This is a genomic window from Micromonospora sp. CNZ295, from assembly GCF_004217535.1.
In genome coordinates, this window is sequence record NZ_SHKZ01000001.1 from 5,724,459 (window position 1) to 5,739,260 (window position 14,802).

Consider the following 14,802-nt stretch of genomic DNA (forward strand, 5'->3'; position numbering starts at 1 on the left):
AATGAGGTGGATCTGTCCACTCGACGGCCTGTCCGAGCGGTTGTGCGGGCGCGGAAAAGCGCCTGGGCAAGACTAGCCCCGAGGTACGACACTTTTCCTCGCCCGCACATTCCCCCAGCTCAACCCGGTCAGCCCGGACCGGGGAGGCGGCCCGGCCGGGGCGCGAACGGCTCAGTAGTCGCCCGCCGCGGGCGGCCGGGCCGGGCGGCCCGCCCGACGGCGCGTCCCGCGCCAGCCGCCCCGCCGCTCGGCCGCCAGCCGGGCGTCGCGGCGCCGCGTCTCGTGGGCCACCTCGCGCTGCAGCCGGCGCCAGCTCTCCCACCGCCGGGCGGACAGGTCCCCGGACTCCAGCGCGTCCCGGACCGCGCAGGCCGGCTCGCCGTCGTGCGAGCAGTCGCCGTACCGGCAGCCGGTGGCGAGCGCGGCGATGTCCGCGAACGCCCGGTCCAGCCCGGCGGAGCCGTCGAGCAGGCCCACCGCGCGTACCCCCGGGGTGTCCAGGACCGCCCCGCCGCCCGGCACCGGCACCAGCGCCCGCCAGGTGGTGGTGTGCCGGCCCTTGCCGTCGACCCGCCGGATCGACTGCGTCGGCATCACCACCGCACCGGCCAACGCGTTCACCAGGCTCGACTTGCCCGCGCCGGACGGACCGAGCAGGCCGAGCGTGCGGCCGGGCGCGACCTCGCCGCGCAGCGGGTCGAGGCCGTGGCCGCGCTCGGCGCTGACCGGCAGCACCGGCACTCCCGGTGCCACGGCGGCGATCTGCCGCGCCAACGCGGCCGGATCGGGGGCCAGGTCGGCCTTGGTCAGCACCACCAGCGGGCGGGCGCCCGACTCGTGCGCGAGCGCGAGCAGGCGCTCGATCCGCCCGACGTCGGGCTCCGGGTGCACCGGCTCGACCACCGCCGCGGCGGTGAGGTTCGCGGCCAGCACCTGGCCGCTGGCGTCCTTGCCGGCGGTCCGCCGGATCAGCGCGGTACGCCGGGGCAGCACCGCCTCGACCGTGACGTTCCGGTCCGGCCAGGTGCCCAGCAGCACCCAGTCGCCCGCGCAGGGCAGGCAGGTCAGATCACGCGCGGCGGCGGCCAGCACGGCCCCGCCGAGCGTGGCGCGGACGGGTCCGTCCGCGCCCAGGACGGTGCACACGCCCCGGTCGACCCGGGCCACCCGGCCCGGTCGGTGGTCGGTGCCCCGCCGTGTGTCGTTCGCCCGGTCGGCGTCCCAGCCGAGGGCGGTCAGGTCGATGGTCATGGCTCCTCAAGGGTTTCGGTTCGGATGGCTCACGCGTGCTACGACCGGCACGATTCACCACCTCCTCCGACCTCGCGGCGCCGCGTTGACGCCGACGGTAGGGCCCGCAACGGCGCACCGAAACCGATTTCCCCGGCGACGTGGGAGCACCCGAGCGCTAGGGTCGATACGTGACCTCCGATCCGCTTCTGCTGACCGGCGAGGTGGACGACGCCACGGCCCGTCTGCTGCGCACCGCGGCCACGTTCGACGACGCGGACCTCGCCGCCCCGTCCCTGCTGCCGGGCTGGTCGCGGGGGCACGTGCTGGCCCACCTCGCCCGCAACGCGGACGGCTTCGTCAATCTGCTCACCGCCGCGCGCACCGGCGAGCCGATCCCGATGTACGCGAGCCCGGCCGCACGTGACGCGGACATCGAGGCCGGCTCGTCCCGCCCACCCGAGACGCAGCTGGACGACCTGCGGCGCACCGCGGACCGCTTCGCCGAGGCCGTCGCGGCGATGCCGGTCGAGGCGTGGGGCGCCACCGTCGAGACGCGCCGCGGTCCCTGGCCGGCCGCGCTGCTGGTGTGGGGACGCCTGCGCGAGCTGGAGGTGCACCACGTGGACCTGGCCGCCGGCTACCGGCCGGCCGACTGGCCGGAGGTGTTCGGCCACCGGCTGCTGCACGAGGTCGCCACCGGCCTGGCCGGGCGCGCCGACGCGCCGCCGATGGTGCTGCGTTTCGACGGCAGCCGGCACGAGCTCGTCATCGGCGACCGGGCGGCGGCTCCGACGGTGACCGGCGTCGCCACGGAACTCGCCGCCTGGCTCATCGGCCGCAGCCCGGGCACCGTGCTCACCGTCACCCCCGACGGCCCCCTGCCGACCCCACCGGAATGGATATAGGCGATCTCATGACCTACACCGGAGACGTCACGCCCGGCGGCCCGCCGGCCGTGCGCCACCTCGACCTGCTCACCATCACCAAGGTGTCGGTGGGCCCGATGGACAACAACGCCTACCTGCTGCGCTGCACGGCGACCGGCGACCAGGTGCTGATCGACGCCGCCAACGAGGCGCCGCGGCTGCTCGAGCTGGTCGGCGACGCCGGGCTCACCGCGGTCGTGACCACCCACCAGCACATGGACCACTGGGTGGCGCTGGAGGAGGTGGTGGCCAAGACCGGCGCCCGGGCGCTGGTGCACGCCGAGGACGCGGCCGGGCTGCCGATCGAGGCCGAGTCCCTCGCCGACGGCGACACCGTGCCGGTCGGCGACTGCGCGCTCGAGGTCATCCACCTGCGCGGGCACACGCCGGGCTCGATCGCCCTGCTCTACCGCGATCCGGCCGGCATCCCGCACCTGTTCACCGGCGACAGCCTCTTCCCCGGCGGGGTGGGCAACACCAACCAGGACCCGGAGCGCTTCGGCCAGCTCATCGACGACGTCGAGCACCGGCTCTTCGACCGGCTGCCCGACGAGACGTGGTTCTACCCCGGGCACGGAAAGGACAGCACCCTGGGCGCCGAACGCCCCGCCCTCCCCCAGTGGCGTGCCCGCGGCTGGTGACCCACCCGACCGAGGACGGCTCCACCCGGCCGGCGCCGCGCCCGACGGTCAACTCCGAGCGACGTCGGGGTGGGGCCGACCGGGACCGGCGGAGGGATCGAGCCTGACCGCCCGGAGCCGGTCACGGTCGGCCCCGCAACCACGATCAGGCGGAAACCAGCCGCCGCCGCGTCGCCGCCAGCACCAACCCCGCCAGCACGACGCCGGCCCCCATCGTCACCAGCATCGGGCTCGGTTCTCCGGGCAGCAGGCCGGCGACCGTCCGGGACGCCGTGCCGAGCGCCAGGTAGAGGCCGGACCAGGCCGCCGCGCCGAGCGCCGCGCAGACGACGAACCGCCGGTACGACATCCGCAGCCCGCCCGCGGCCAGCGGCAGCAACGCGTTGAACACGGGCAGGAACGGCGCCACCAGCACCATGCGCCCGCCGCCGCGGCGCAGGATCCCCTCCGCCGCCGCCCAGCGCTCCTCGCCGATCCAGCCGCCGATCCGGCTGCGCCGCAGCCGGTCCCCGAAGTGCCGGCCGGCCAGGAAACTCAGCGACCAGCCGGCCAGGCAGCCGACGACGACGGCGGTGATGGTGGCGAGGCCGGTGCTCGGCCCGCCCGCCCCCACCGCCGCGAGGATGGCCACGTCCCCGGGGACCAGCACACCCAGCAGCGGCACGGCGTCGAAGACCATCACCACCCCGAGCACCCCCATCAGCAGGGTGGTGGGAAGCTCTCCGACCTGGGCCAACCAATCCGCCATGCCACGTACGGTATTGCCGCCGCTCCACGCGGGCATCCGGTTTGATCCCCCGCCCACCCCTGGTTCCCGCCTCGGGGTCGCCCCTGAACACGTCAGCTCGGCCGCAGCACCTGGACCGTACGTACCGGTGAGTCGGGCGCCGGTTCGGTGGTCGGCACGGGATAGTCCGCCACGACGGCCAGGCTCCCCGGCGGGACGTGCCCCCGGCCGGGATCGCCCACCAGTACCTCGACGCCGGCGGACGCGGCGCGGAGCAGGAAGGGCAGCATCCGGGCCGCCGTCGCCCGGTCGTAGAGCACGTCGCCGGCGACCAGCAGGTCCGTTCCGGCCGGCGTGGTGTCGAGCAGGTCCTGGGCGGTGGCCTCGACCGCCACGCCGTTGACGCGGGCGTTGACGGTGACGGCCGCGACGGCGTACGGGTCGGTGTCGTCGGCGGTGACGTGGGCCGCGCCGGCGAGCGCGGCGGCGATCGCGACCACCCCGGAGCCGGCGGCCAGGTCGAGCACGCGGCGGCCGGCGACCAGGTCGGGGTGGTCGAGCAGGTGCCGGGCGAGGGCCTGCCCGCCGGCCCAGACCGACGCCCAGTACGGCGGCGGCAGGGTGTGCCCGGCCCGGGCCTCCATCCGCGCCCACCAGACGATCGGGTCCTCGGCCAGGTGCAGCCGGACCTCGGGCACGAACGGGGCGGGCACCAGGCACAGCCGGTCCAGGCCACCGCCGGGCAGGGTGACCTCCCGTTCCAGCTCCACCAACGCGCTCGCGGCTGCACTCACCGGCGCCAGCATGCCGCACCGGGCGGGTCGCCGCGCCGTGTTCGGCCGTGCGGTTCGGAGAGTTCACCCCATCGCCTGCGGCACTTCGCCCGGCAGATTGGGGTTTGGCCGGTTACTGTCGGGAAGGTACCGGGCGATCATCGGCCCCCACGGTCGGCGGTCGCCTGCTTGGACAGGGAGAGATGCATGGCTACCGGCACCGTCAAGTGGTTCAACGCGGAAAAGGGCTTCGGCTTCATCGAGCAGGACGGCGGAGGTCCCGACGTCTTCGTCCACTACTCGGCGATCTCGATGAGCGGTTACCGGGAGCTGAGCGAGGGCCAGAAGGTCGAGTTCGATGTGACCCAGGGCCAGAAGGGCCCGCAGGCGGACAACGTCCGCCCGATCTGACCCGCGCGGGGCCGCGCACCGGCGCGGTGCCGGTCCCCGGGGCGGTCGGGTGACCGGCCGCCCCACCCGTCATTCGGCCAGCCGTCGGGCCAGCTCGTCGGCCACCTGCTGGGCGAGCGTCGGCGGGATCGCCGCGGCGATCATCTCCGGGGTGAGCCCGGCCAGGACGCCCTGGATGATCGCCGGCTCGTCGACCAGGTCGGCGCCGGCCAGGCCGGACAGCATCGGCGCGACCACCAGGGCCGCCAGGTTGGCCTTGATCGATTCGCCGATCGATCCCGGCCCGGTGTAGGCCAGATCGCGGTACGGCTTGCCGTTGGCCGCCACCCACAGCGCGTCGTAGATGCCGCGCGCGGTCGCCGATCGCACCTTGTCGAGGTCTTCTTTCGTGAGTGGCATGTCGCCCTCCAGGAGTCCGATGCTGGTGAGGTAGCGGCGGAACAGCGGGGTCTGGTCCCGGCCCGCTTTGATCGAGTCGCGGAAGAAGCTGAAGTGCGTGTGCCAGAGGTGGGACTTGTCTCCGCTGGTCCGTCGCCGCAGCCGGTCCCACCGGCGGACGGACTTGCCGTCCGGACTGTAGATGATCTCGCGGATGTCCTGGGTGTCCGCTGCGCCGGCGGCGCACTGCTCGACGCACCAGACCGAGAAGCTGCGCAGGTTGTGGGTACGGCCGCCGGAGCGGATCTCGAACATGCCGACGTCCAGCGCGGCCGCGTCGAGGGTCAACCCCGACCTGTCCCGCGGCGATTCGACGACCGAGTAGTCGTTGGCCACCACGCGGTCGGAGCCGCAGTGGTACCCGCCCCGGTGGTTGGCGTCGCCCACGATGCCGACCTCGCCCGGTTCGAGGTCACTGTCGCGTACGGCGCCGGGGTCGACGTTGAGATAGGCGAGGAGCAGTCCGCGCACGGTCAGCAGGTTTTCCGGAGCCCGCGTCATGGGTCCCCCTTCCGGATGGTCGGGGCCGGGCACGACGGTGACACCGCGTACGCGGTGTGGGGGCCTCACGAGCGAACCCGGCCGAGGTGCGCACGGCGCCGGGCGTAGCCCCACGATAACCCGACCGCAGGACAAACGCCCAGCTCAGAGCGGCACTGTTTACCGTGGACGCGAGACCGGGGCCTACTGGACGGTGGGCAGGACCACGGCGGAGGGATGCGCCGGATCGTGCAAGATTTCTCGCCATCCGGCACGCAGAGTGATCGCCGTGCCGAGCGGTTCGCCGGTGCCCGGGTTGCGCGCGTACCGGGGATGCGCGCCACCGGAGACCTGGACCCGCAGCCGGTGGCCGGCCGCGAACCGGTGCGCCGCCGGCCACAGCTCCACCGGCACCCGCACCGCGCCGGTCGGGTCGGCGGGGAAGGTGTCCGGGCCGACCCGGACGAGTCCGTCGCACACGTTCCAGGACCGCCCCCGGCGGTCCACGTCGCACAGTCGCACGAAGACGTCGAGGTACGGCAGGTCACTTCGGACGAAGACGGTGGCCCGGACCGGCCCGACGACGTGCACCGGCCGCGCCAGGGGGGCGCTGGTCCAGGTGAGCACGTCGGGGCGCGCCTCGACCGGCCGGTTGTCGACCGGCCCCGCCCGTTGGGCCACGAGCAGCGGGCCGCCCAGCGACGGGGTGGGGTCGGCCGGGTCGTACCAGAACCCGTCCGGGCTCGACTCCGGCGGCGGCGCGGTGTCCAGTCGGCCGTGCGGGTGCAGCCGCCAGGTGGTCGGCGTCGACGGCGGCGGCCAGTCCGGCAGGTCCCACCAGCCACCGCCGGCGCCCCCGACGTGCACGCGAACCGGGGCGCGGGGCGGGACCGGCCGCCCGCCCAGGTGCTCGTCGAGCCAGTCGAGCCCGTTGCGCAGCGCCGCGACGAACAGCCCGGGGCTGCCGTGCGTCCACGGCCCGACGGTGAGCCGGGGCGCGCCGCCGGCGGCGCGCAGGGCCGCGAAGTCGCGCAGCTGCGCGGGCAGGAAGATGTCGTGCCAGCCGCTGATCATGGCTACCGGGGCGCGGACCTCCGCCAGCCGGTCACCGAAGACGCGGCTGCGCCAGTACGCCGCGTCGGGGGTGTGGTGGCGCAGCCACTCCTGGAAGAAGGGCACGGTGACGCCGGTGGCCACCCGGTCCGCCTCGGCCAGCGGCAGGTGGGCGAGCGCCGCGGCGAGGCGGGGCTGGCCCCGCTTGAGCTCCCACTGCCGGGCCAGCCACGGCACGGTCTGCGCCTGGAGCAGTTCGGCCCAGGTGAGCACGGTGTCCAGGGCGAAGGACTCCCCCGCGTACGTCGAGTCGCGGGTGCCGGAGGCGGTCACCACGGCGACCATCGCGCGCAGTTCGTCGCCGGCGTCGGCGGCGAGCGCCCACTGCACGAAGCCCTGGTAGCTGGCGCCGAACATGCCGAAGGCGCCGTTCCACCAGGGCTGGCGGCGCAGCCAGTCGAGGGTGTCGAGCCCGTCGTCGCGCTCGTGTACGAGCGGGTCGAAGACGCCGCCGGAGCCGCCCGTGCCCCGGCAGGACTGGATCACCACGTGGTAGCCCCGCTCGGCGGCCAGCCGGCCGAGCAGGCGCATCGGTCCACCCCGCCCGTACGGGGTGCGGATCAGCACCGTGGGCGCGTCCGGCAGGTCCGGCGCGTGGTGGTCGGTGCGCAGCGGGACCCCGTCGCGGACCCGGACCGGCAGGTCACGGGTCAGGGCGACCCGTCGGGTACGCGGCGGCGGCAGGCGCAGCGCGGCCGTGGCCACCCGGGTCACCAGCGCCGCGAACATGGGTGGGGCTCAGCCGTTGGTGGGCCGCGGCTCGGGGCGGGTGGCCCGGACGGCGTCGCGGTGCTCCCGCAGGGTGGCCCGCATCGCGGCGACGAACCGGTTCACGGTCTCCAGCTCCTCGTCGGTGAACTCGGCCATCACCGCGTCGGTGCGGCGGCCGAGCGGCCGGAAGAACTCCATCGCCACGGCGGCGCCCCGGTCGGCGTAGTGCAGCAGGATCTTGCGCCGGTCGGTGGCGTCGCGGTCGCGGCGGATGTGGCCGGCGCGCTCCAGCCGATCGACCAGGGCGGTCACCGACCCGGAGGAGAGGTTGAGCTGCTCGCCGAGGCGGCCCGGCGTGATCGGGTCGCCCTGCAGCTCGGCGTCCATGACCGCGATCAGGGCCTGCAGGTCGGTCGCCCCCAGACCGTGCAGGCTGGCGAAGGCGTGGCCGACGTGCTGGGCGTCGACCGCGTACCGCCGGAGGTTGTTGGTGATCTCCGCGGCCAGCTGCTCGCGTCGGGTGTCGCGCCGCCGGTACATGCCGTGAGCTGCCACGTCCCGTCGCTTCTCCTCGTCCTCGCCTGCGGTTGCAGCATATCTGATCAGTCGATAATCTCGGCAATCGAGATACTCGACAGTCAGGATGTTCGCGTACGCGAGTTCCGGCGGTCGCAGCCGTTCTCCCCCGTCGAGCCCGTGAGGAAACGATGTCCCTGTTCACCCACGTCGCCCGGAGCCGGTGGGCCGCCTGGCTCACCGTGGTCGCCGCGATCGTCGTCGGCGCCGCCGTCTTCGGGCTGCCGAGGCCCGACAACCCGGCACCCGTCTCGTCCACCGGGCTGTCCGAGCGGTGGCAGTCCACCCAGGTGGAGCGGCTGCAGGAGGAACTGCCGGCCAGCGAGGTCCAGCCGGCCGTCGTGGTCGTCAGCCGCGCCGACGGCGGGTCGCTCACCGCCGCCGACCAGGAGGCGGTCACCGGCCGGTCCGGCGAGCTGAGCCGCCTCGCGGCCGGCGGCCGGATCCCGCCGCCGCAGGTCTCTCCGGACGGAACGGTCGCCCTGGTCGTCGTGCCGCTGTCCACCGCCGGCGGGCAGGAGCGCGTCGTCGACCGCGTGGCCGAGCTGCGGACCGCCCTGGCGGACCCGCCGCCCGGCCTCACCGTCGAGGTGACCGGCGCGCCGGCGTTCACCGCCGACCTGACCAAGGTCTTCGACGGCGCCGACGTCACGCTGCTGGCGGTCACCGCCGGCGTGGTGGCGCTGCTGCTGCTGATCACCTACCGCAGCCCGTTCCTGTGGATCGTGCCGCTGGTCGTCGTCGCCGCGACCGAGCAGCTGACCCTGCGCGCCATCGAGACGATCGTCCCGGCGGTCGGCATCAACCTGCAGACCGGGGCCGTCACCGGCATCGCCAGCGTCCTCGTCTTCGGCGCCGCCACCAACTACGCCCTGCTGCTGATCGCCCGCTACCGGGAGGAGCTGCGCCGCGAAGCGGACCGTTTCGTGGCGATGCGCGCCGCGCTGCGCCGCACCGCCGAGCCCATCCTCGCCAGCGGCTCCACCGTCGTCCTGGGCGTCCTCACCCTGTTGCTGTCCGAGCAGGAGATGAACCGGGCGCTCGCCGTCGCCTGCGCCACCGGCGTCGTCCTCGCGATGCTGTCGGCGCTGCTCGTGCTCCCCGCCGCGCTGGTGCTCCTCGGCCGGGGCCTGTTCTGGCCCTTCATCCCGCGCGTCGGCGGCACCGCCCGCGAGGGCCGGCTGTGGGGCCGGCTCGGCGGCGCCGTCGTGCGCCGCCCGGCGTCCGTCGCGGTCCTGGCGACCCTGCTGCTGGCCGGCCTCGCCCTGGGCGGCCTGGGCCTGCGCACCGGCCTGTCCGAGACCGAGCAGTTCCGGGTGGAGCCGGAGGCCGTCGCCGGCGCGAAGACCCTGGCGCGGGCGTTCCCCGCCGGGGCGACCCAGCCGATCGCCGTGCTCACCACCCCGGCGGCGGCCGGCACGGTCACCGAGGCCGCGGCGGCGGTGCCGGGTGTCGCGTCGGCGCGGCCGGGCAGCGCCGGCGAGACGGTCGCCCAGATCGACGTGGTGCTGGAGTCCGAGCCGGGCACGGCCGTCGCCGACCGGACGGTGGAGGCGCTGCGCGACGCGGTCGCCGCGGTCCCCGGCTCGGCCCCGCCCGCCGTCGCCGGCGTCGGCCCGTTCGACGGGGCCGTGGTCGGCGGCACGGTCGCCGCCACCTACGACTCCGACGAGGCGAACGCGAAGGACCTGCGGCTGATCCTGCCGATCATCCTGCTGCTGGTCGCCGCCGTCCTGGTGCTGCTGCTGCGCGGCCTGCTCGCCCCGGTGCTGCTGGTGCTGACGGTGATCGCGTCGTACTTCGCCAGTCTCGGGGCGGCGTGGCTGCTCTTCGAGCACGTCCTGGGCTTCCCCGCGCTGGACAGCGGGGTCATCCTGCTCGCGTTCGTGTTCCTCGTGGCCCTCGGCGTGGACTACAACATCTTCCTGGTCACCCGGGCCCGGGAGGACGCCCGGCGGGCGGGCACGCGCGACGGGATGCTCTCCGCCGTGCGGGTCACCGGCGGGGTCATCACCAGCGCCGGTGTGCTGCTCGCCGCCGTCTTCGCCGTCCTCGGCGTGCTGCCGCTGATCCTGCTGACCCAGATCGGGATCATCGTCTGCATCGGCGTCCTGCTCGACACCCTGCTCGTGCGTACGGTGCTGGTGCCGGCGCTGGCGTTCCTGCTCGGCGACCGGTTCTGGTGGCCCGGCCGGGTCCACCGCCAGACCGTCGAGGCGGCCCCGGCCGATCCCGCGCCCGCGGCCGGGAACCACTGACGACAGCCGCGGTCCGGGGCGGGCCGGTCCCCGCACCCCGGTCCGGTCAGTACGTGAGGCAGACGCACTCGGTCATCAGGGCGCGGACGTTGCGCACGTAGCGGGGGTTGGGGACGGTGAGCGGCTCCCCCTCCCGGGCGACCGCGCCATGCCCGTAGTTGTACGCCGCGATCACCGCGTTGAGCAGGCACGAGTTCAGCTCGGTGGTGCACAGGGCGGCGTCGAGCCGGTAGTCGGATTCGAAGTACATGTCGCCGATGTACTTCGTGAGCCAGGCCAGGTAGTTCGCGCCGAGGTACGCGTTGTCGCGGTAGTCGCGCACCTCGTAGCTCTGCCCGAACCGCTGGTTCATCCAGTCGGCGGTCGCCGGCATCACCTGCATCAGCCCGATGCCGCCGTCGCAGGCGATGATGTCCGACTGCCAGCCGCTCTCCTGCCAGGCCGTGGCCTTCACCAGGTCCGACGGGATCCGGATGTCCGGCGCGGACGTCGGCCAGTACGTCCTCGCCGCGGCGTCGGCCAGCGCCGCCTTCACCTGCGCGCGGGTCGCCCGGGTGCCCTCGTAGCGGGGCGTGCAGGCGGTCGACGACGGCTTCGGCGGCGCCGGCGGCACCTGCGTCTCCGTCGGCGGCTTCGCCACCCGGCGCGGGGCGGTGGCCCCGGTCGGCTTCGGCGTGGCCCGGGCACTGGGCGAGACGCTGGGCCGCGGCGCCGCCCCCAGCGCCTGCCGGGCCGACGGCGTAACCGGCACGGTCGGCTCGGCCGCGGCGGTCGCCTCGGCCGTCGTCTCCACGCTCGCCCCGGCCGGGGCGCCGACCGGCTCCGCACCGTCCCGCGCGCATCCGGACAGCCCGGTCACCAGCACGACCGCGAGCGCCGCCGCGCGCACCGAACGCCTGTCCACCTCGGCCCCTCTCCCCGTGCCCGCCGCACGGTAACAGGCACCGACGGTCGCCCGCCGCCCCGTCACCCGCCGGCGACGCCCTGCGGGGGCCGCGGGCCCGGATCGACGGTCGCCACCCCCGCCGGATCCCCGGCGCCCTGGGCCACGACGCCCCGATCCCCGGCGCTCTGCTCGCCGGCGCTCCGATCCCCGGCGACGGCCCGGTCGCGGGTCACCCACGCCACCATGAACACAGCCGTCCAGGCCACGCCGAGCAGCACGCCGGTCAGGGCGCTGCTGGCGCTGCTGAGCCCCAGGTAGAGGCGGGCGCCGCCGAGACCGACGGCACCGGCGGCGGCGACCGTCCACGCCGCCACCGCGACCGGCCAGCGCGCGCCCCGGGAGAGCAGCCACGCGAGGGTGCACAGACTCGCGGTGACCACGGCGGTCTGCGTCGGGAACCACACCGGCGGACCGGACTGGTCGGGCCGGGCCACGTCGGCCGCGATGGCCAGCACCACCAGCGGCACGAACGCCCCGGCGGTGCCCAGGACGCTGAGCAGATCGGCCTGCCAGGGCCGCTGCCGCCACGCGACCACCGCGGCCACCAGCGCCACCACCAGGATCAGCACCGGCCCGCGCACCATCGAGACCACCGCCAGGGTCACGTCGACGGCCTCCGGCGTACGGCGGGCGGCGAACCAGTCGGCGATCGCACCGTCAACGGCCGACAGCCCGCTGTGCCGGATCACCAGGCCGAGCGCCCAGGCGACGGCGAGCCCGGCCACGAACAGCAGCAGCAGACCGGCGGCCAGGTTCAGCAGCAGCGTCCAGCCCGGCCCGATGTGCATGGCGAGCAGGAAGAACAGCACCCCGTACCGACCGGTGAGCCAGCGCACCGGCGGCAGCGCGCCGGCCCGGGCCAGCAGCGCCCGCACCGGGTCCGGGTTGCGGCCCAGCCAGCGCCCGGCCAGCAGCACCGCCACCACTGACCCGAGCAGCACCAGCACCGCGCCGGTGGCCCGGCCGAGCAACTGCGACACCGTCTCGTACGACTCACCGGCCAGGTTGCCGGCGACCACCGAACCGCCCACCCAGGTCACCACGCCGCCGAGGTTCCACACCGCGAACCGCCGGTACGGCATCTCGGCGGCCCCGGCCAGCCGGGGCACCAGGGTGCGGGCGAAGGCCACCCACCGGGCGGTGAACACCCCCCGGCCGCCCACCTTGCCGAGCATCGCGTCGGCCCGCCGCCACCGGTGCGGCCCGACCCGGGCCCCGAACCGGCTGGCCCGCAGCCGCGGCCCGTACCGCCGACCCGCGCGGAAGGCGAGTGTGTCCCCGATCACCGCTGCGACCACCATCACCAGTAGCGCCGGGCCGAGCCGTAACGTCCCCGCGTACGCTAGAAAGCCGACCAGCAGCAAGGTCGCCTCGCCCGGCACCAGCAGTCCGAAGATCACGGCGGTCTCCGCCATCACGATCAGGGCGGCGACCAGGTAGATGAGCAGGGGCGGCAGACCCTGCAGCGCGGTCAGCAGGTCGTGCACGTGGCCCCCATGAACACGAGGGTCAGCATGCCAGCCGATCGAACGGCTGGGACAGGAGTTTCGCCAGAGACCCGGGCCATCTGGGGGTTGACCCCGACGCGTCCTGGGCGACCGCAGACAGGAGAGTATGGAGGGTATGCAGCTTCGCACCGACCTCCGCAACGTCGCCATCATCGCTCACGTCGACCACGGCAAGACCACCCTGGTCGACGCCATGTTGCGGCAGGCCGGCGCCTACGGCGCCCGGGGCGAGGTGACCGAACGGGTGATGGACTCGATGGACCTCGAACGCGAGAAGGGCATCACCATTCTCGCCAAGAACACCGGCGTGCGGTACCTGCCGGCCGACGGCTCCGACCCGGTCACCATCAACATCATCGACACTCCGGGGCACGCCGACTTCGGCGGTGAGGTGGAGCGCGGCCTGACCATGGTCGACGGGGTGCTGCTGCTGGTCGACGCCAGCGAGGGCCCGCTGCCGCAGACCCGGTTCGTGCTCCGCAAGGCCCTCCAGGCGCGGATGCCGATCATCCTGGTGATCAACAAAGTGGACCGCCCGGACGCCCGGATCAAGGAGGTCGTGGACGAGGCGTACGAGCTCTTCCTCGACCTGGACGCCGACGAGGAGCAGATCGACTTCCCGATCGTCTACGCCTGCGCCCGCGACGGCATCGCCTCGCTGACCCAGCCCGCCGACGGCTCCGTACCCCAGGACAGCCACAGCCTCGAGCCGCTGTTCCGCACCCTGCTCGACACGATCCCGCCGCCCACCTACGACGAGACGGCCCCGCTGCAGGCGCACGTCACCAACCTGGACGCCTCGCCGTTCCTCGGCCGGCTCGCCCTGTGCCGGGTGCGTCAGGGCACCATCGCCAAGGGCCAGACCGTTGCCTGGTGCCGCACCGACGGCAGCACCCAGCGGGTCCGCATCTCCGAGCTGCTGATGACCGAGGGGCTGGAGCGCAAGCCGGCCGACTCCGCCGGGCCGGGCGACATCATCGCCGTCGCCGGCATCCCGGAGATCATGATCGGCGAGACGCTCGCCGACGCCGAGGACCCGCGGCCGCTGCCGCTGATCACCGTCGACGAGCCGGCCATCTCGATGACCATCGGCACCAACACCTCGCCGCTGGTCGGCCGGGTCAAGGGCGCCAAGGTCACCGCCCGGATGGTCAAGGACCGCCTCGACAAGGAGCTGATCGGCAACGTGTCGCTGCGGGTGCTGCCCACCGAGCGACCCGACGCCTGGGAGGTGCAGGGCCGCGGCGAGCTGGCCCTGGCGATCCTGGTCGAGCAGATGCGCCGCGAGTCGTACGAGCTGACCGTCGGCAAGCCGCAGGTGGTCACCAGGGAGATCGACGGGAAGACCTGCGAGCCGGTCGAGCGGCTGACCATCGACGCCCCCGAGGAGTACCTGGGCGCGATCACCCAGCTGCTGGCCACCCGCAAGGGCCGCATGGAGCAGCTGGTCAACCACGGCACCGGCTGGATCCGCATGGAGTGGCTGGTACCGGCGCGCGGCCTGATCGGCTTCCGCACCGAGTTCCTCACCGAGACGCGGGGCACCGGCATCCTGCACCACGTCTTCGAGTCGTACGAGCCGTGGTTCGGTGAGCTGCGGACCCGCAACAACGGCTCGCTGGTCGCCGACCGCGCCGGCGCCGCGACCGCCTTCGCCATGATGAACCTCCAGGAACGCGGCACGCTCTTCGTCGAGCCGGGCACCGAGGTGTACGAGGGCATGATCGTCGGGGAGAACTCCCGCTCCGACGACATGGACGTCAACATCACCAAGGAGAAGAAGCTCACCAACATGCGCTCCTCCACCGCGGAGGAGACGGAGAAGCTGATCCCGCCGCGCAAGCTGTCCCTGGAGCAGGCCCTGGAGTTCTGCCGCGAGGACGAGTGCGTCGAGGTGACCCCGGTCGCGGTCCGCATCCGCAAGGTGGTGCTCGACCAGACGCAGCGGGCCCGCACCGCCGCCCGGCGCAAGCACGCCGGCTGAGCGTCGGGACGGGGCCCCGCCCGCGTGTCGGGACGGGGCCCCTCCCGCGCGCGAGGCGTCCGGAAGGGGCCCGGCCG

The 14,802-nt window shown here is 74.4% G+C and carries 13 protein-coding genes; 5 read left to right on the plus strand and 8 right to left on the minus strand.

The features are described 5' to 3' along the window. Positions 1-171: 171 nt before the first annotated feature. Entirely contained in the window at positions 172-1,251 is a 1,080-nt protein-coding gene (rsgA, locus tag EV376_RS26625) for a ribosome small subunit-dependent GTPase A (RefSeq protein ID WP_130327652.1), read from the minus strand. Between the two features lie 170 nt (positions 1,252-1,421). Between rsgA and EV376_RS26630 the strand changes: the two genes are divergently transcribed. Next, positions 1,422-2,138, plus strand: coding sequence for a maleylpyruvate isomerase family mycothiol-dependent enzyme (locus EV376_RS26630; protein WP_130327654.1), 717 nt, complete (start codon positions 1,422-1,424; stop codon positions 2,136-2,138). A gap of 8 nt (positions 2,139-2,146) precedes the next feature. Further along, complete coding sequence (locus EV376_RS26635; RefSeq protein WP_130327656.1) at positions 2,147-2,800, plus strand: MBL fold metallo-hydrolase; 654 nt, start codon at positions 2,147-2,149, stop codon at positions 2,798-2,800. A 145-nt stretch (positions 2,801-2,945) separates the two neighbouring features. Here EV376_RS26635 and EV376_RS26640 read toward each other — a convergent pair whose 3' ends face one another. Together EV376_RS26640 and EV376_RS26645 are read right to left on the minus strand one after the other, a co-directional pair. Next, positions 2,946-3,548 (minus strand): VTT domain-containing protein, encoded by a 603-nt coding sequence (locus tag EV376_RS26640; RefSeq protein WP_130327658.1) that lies wholly within the window; start codon positions 3,546-3,548, stop codon positions 2,946-2,948. A 92-nt stretch (positions 3,549-3,640) separates the two neighbouring features. After that, a complete protein-coding gene (locus EV376_RS26645; RefSeq protein WP_130327660.1) occupies positions 3,641-4,321 on the minus strand; it encodes a 50S ribosomal protein L11 methyltransferase in 681 nt (226 codons plus the stop codon). A gap of 186 nt (positions 4,322-4,507) precedes the next feature. Between EV376_RS26645 and EV376_RS26650 the strand changes: the two genes are divergently transcribed. Beyond that, positions 4,508-4,711, plus strand: a complete 204-nt coding sequence (locus EV376_RS26650) for a cold-shock protein (protein WP_130327662.1) — start codon at positions 4,508-4,510, stop codon at positions 4,709-4,711. Between the two features lie 69 nt (positions 4,712-4,780). Here EV376_RS26650 and EV376_RS26655 read toward each other — a convergent pair whose 3' ends face one another. From EV376_RS26655 to EV376_RS26665, 3 genes are all read right to left on the minus strand, one after another. Continuing rightward, positions 4,781-5,650, minus strand: a complete 870-nt coding sequence (locus tag EV376_RS26655; protein ID WP_130327664.1) for a hypothetical protein — start codon at positions 5,648-5,650, stop codon at positions 4,781-4,783. 183 nt (positions 5,651-5,833) lie between these two features. Further along, entirely contained in the window at positions 5,834-7,471 is a 1,638-nt protein-coding gene (locus EV376_RS26660) for a CocE/NonD family hydrolase (protein WP_130327666.1), read from the minus strand. Between the two features lie 9 nt (positions 7,472-7,480). Further along, positions 7,481-7,993 carry a MarR family transcriptional regulator gene (locus EV376_RS26665; RefSeq protein WP_130328881.1) on the minus strand — a complete coding sequence of 171 codons (513 nt, stop codon included), beginning with the start codon at positions 7,991-7,993 and terminating at the stop codon, positions 7,481-7,483. A gap of 167 nt (positions 7,994-8,160) precedes the next feature. Between EV376_RS26665 and EV376_RS26670 the strand changes: the two genes are divergently transcribed. Beyond that, positions 8,161-10,287, plus strand: coding sequence for an efflux RND transporter permease subunit (locus tag EV376_RS26670; protein ID WP_130327668.1), 2,127 nt, complete (start codon positions 8,161-8,163; stop codon positions 10,285-10,287). Between the two features lie 46 nt (positions 10,288-10,333). Here EV376_RS26670 and EV376_RS26675 read toward each other — a convergent pair whose 3' ends face one another. Next, the gene (locus EV376_RS26675; RefSeq protein WP_130327670.1) at positions 10,334-11,191 is read right to left on the minus strand and encodes a transglycosylase SLT domain-containing protein; all 858 of its coding nucleotides are present in this window, start codon (positions 11,189-11,191) and stop codon (positions 10,334-10,336) included. 62 nt (positions 11,192-11,253) lie between these two features. Further along, the gene (locus EV376_RS26680; RefSeq protein WP_130327672.1) at positions 11,254-12,720 is read right to left on the minus strand and encodes a DedA family protein; all 1,467 of its coding nucleotides are present in this window, start codon (positions 12,718-12,720) and stop codon (positions 11,254-11,256) included. Between the two features lie 136 nt (positions 12,721-12,856). Between EV376_RS26680 and typA the strand changes: the two genes are divergently transcribed. Further along, entirely contained in the window at positions 12,857-14,725 is a 1,869-nt protein-coding gene (gene typA, locus EV376_RS26685) for a translational GTPase TypA (protein ID WP_130327674.1), read from the plus strand. The last annotated feature ends 77 nt before the right edge of the window (positions 14,726-14,802 follow it).

Excerpts from the sequence above, each read along its gene's own strand:
- EV376_RS26665 (WP_130328881.1), bottom strand. The coding sequence starts at position 7,993 with ATGTACCGGCGGCGCGACACCCGACGCGAGCAGCTGGCCGCGGAGATC.
- typA (WP_130327674.1), top strand. The coding sequence starts at position 12,857 with ATGCAGCTTCGCACCGACCTCCGCAACGTCGCCATCATCGCTCACGTC.
- EV376_RS26640 (WP_130327658.1), bottom strand. The coding sequence starts at position 3,548 with ATGGCGGATTGGTTGGCCCAGGTCGGAGAGCTTCCCACCACCCTGCTG.
- EV376_RS26655 (WP_130327664.1), bottom strand. The coding sequence starts at position 5,650 with ATGACGCGGGCTCCGGAAAACCTGCTGACCGTGCGCGGACTGCTCCTC.
- EV376_RS26635 (WP_130327656.1), top strand. The coding sequence starts at position 2,147 with ATGACCTACACCGGAGACGTCACGCCCGGCGGCCCGCCGGCCGTGCGC.
- EV376_RS26660 (WP_130327666.1), bottom strand. The coding sequence starts at position 7,471 with ATGTTCGCGGCGCTGGTGACCCGGGTGGCCACGGCCGCGCTGCGCCTG.
- EV376_RS26670 (WP_130327668.1), top strand. The coding sequence starts at position 8,161 with ATGTCCCTGTTCACCCACGTCGCCCGGAGCCGGTGGGCCGCCTGGCTC.
- rsgA (WP_130327652.1), bottom strand. The coding sequence starts at position 1,251 with ATGACCATCGACCTGACCGCCCTCGGCTGGGACGCCGACCGGGCGAAC.
- EV376_RS26650 (WP_130327662.1), top strand. The coding sequence starts at position 4,508 with ATGGCTACCGGCACCGTCAAGTGGTTCAACGCGGAAAAGGGCTTCGGC.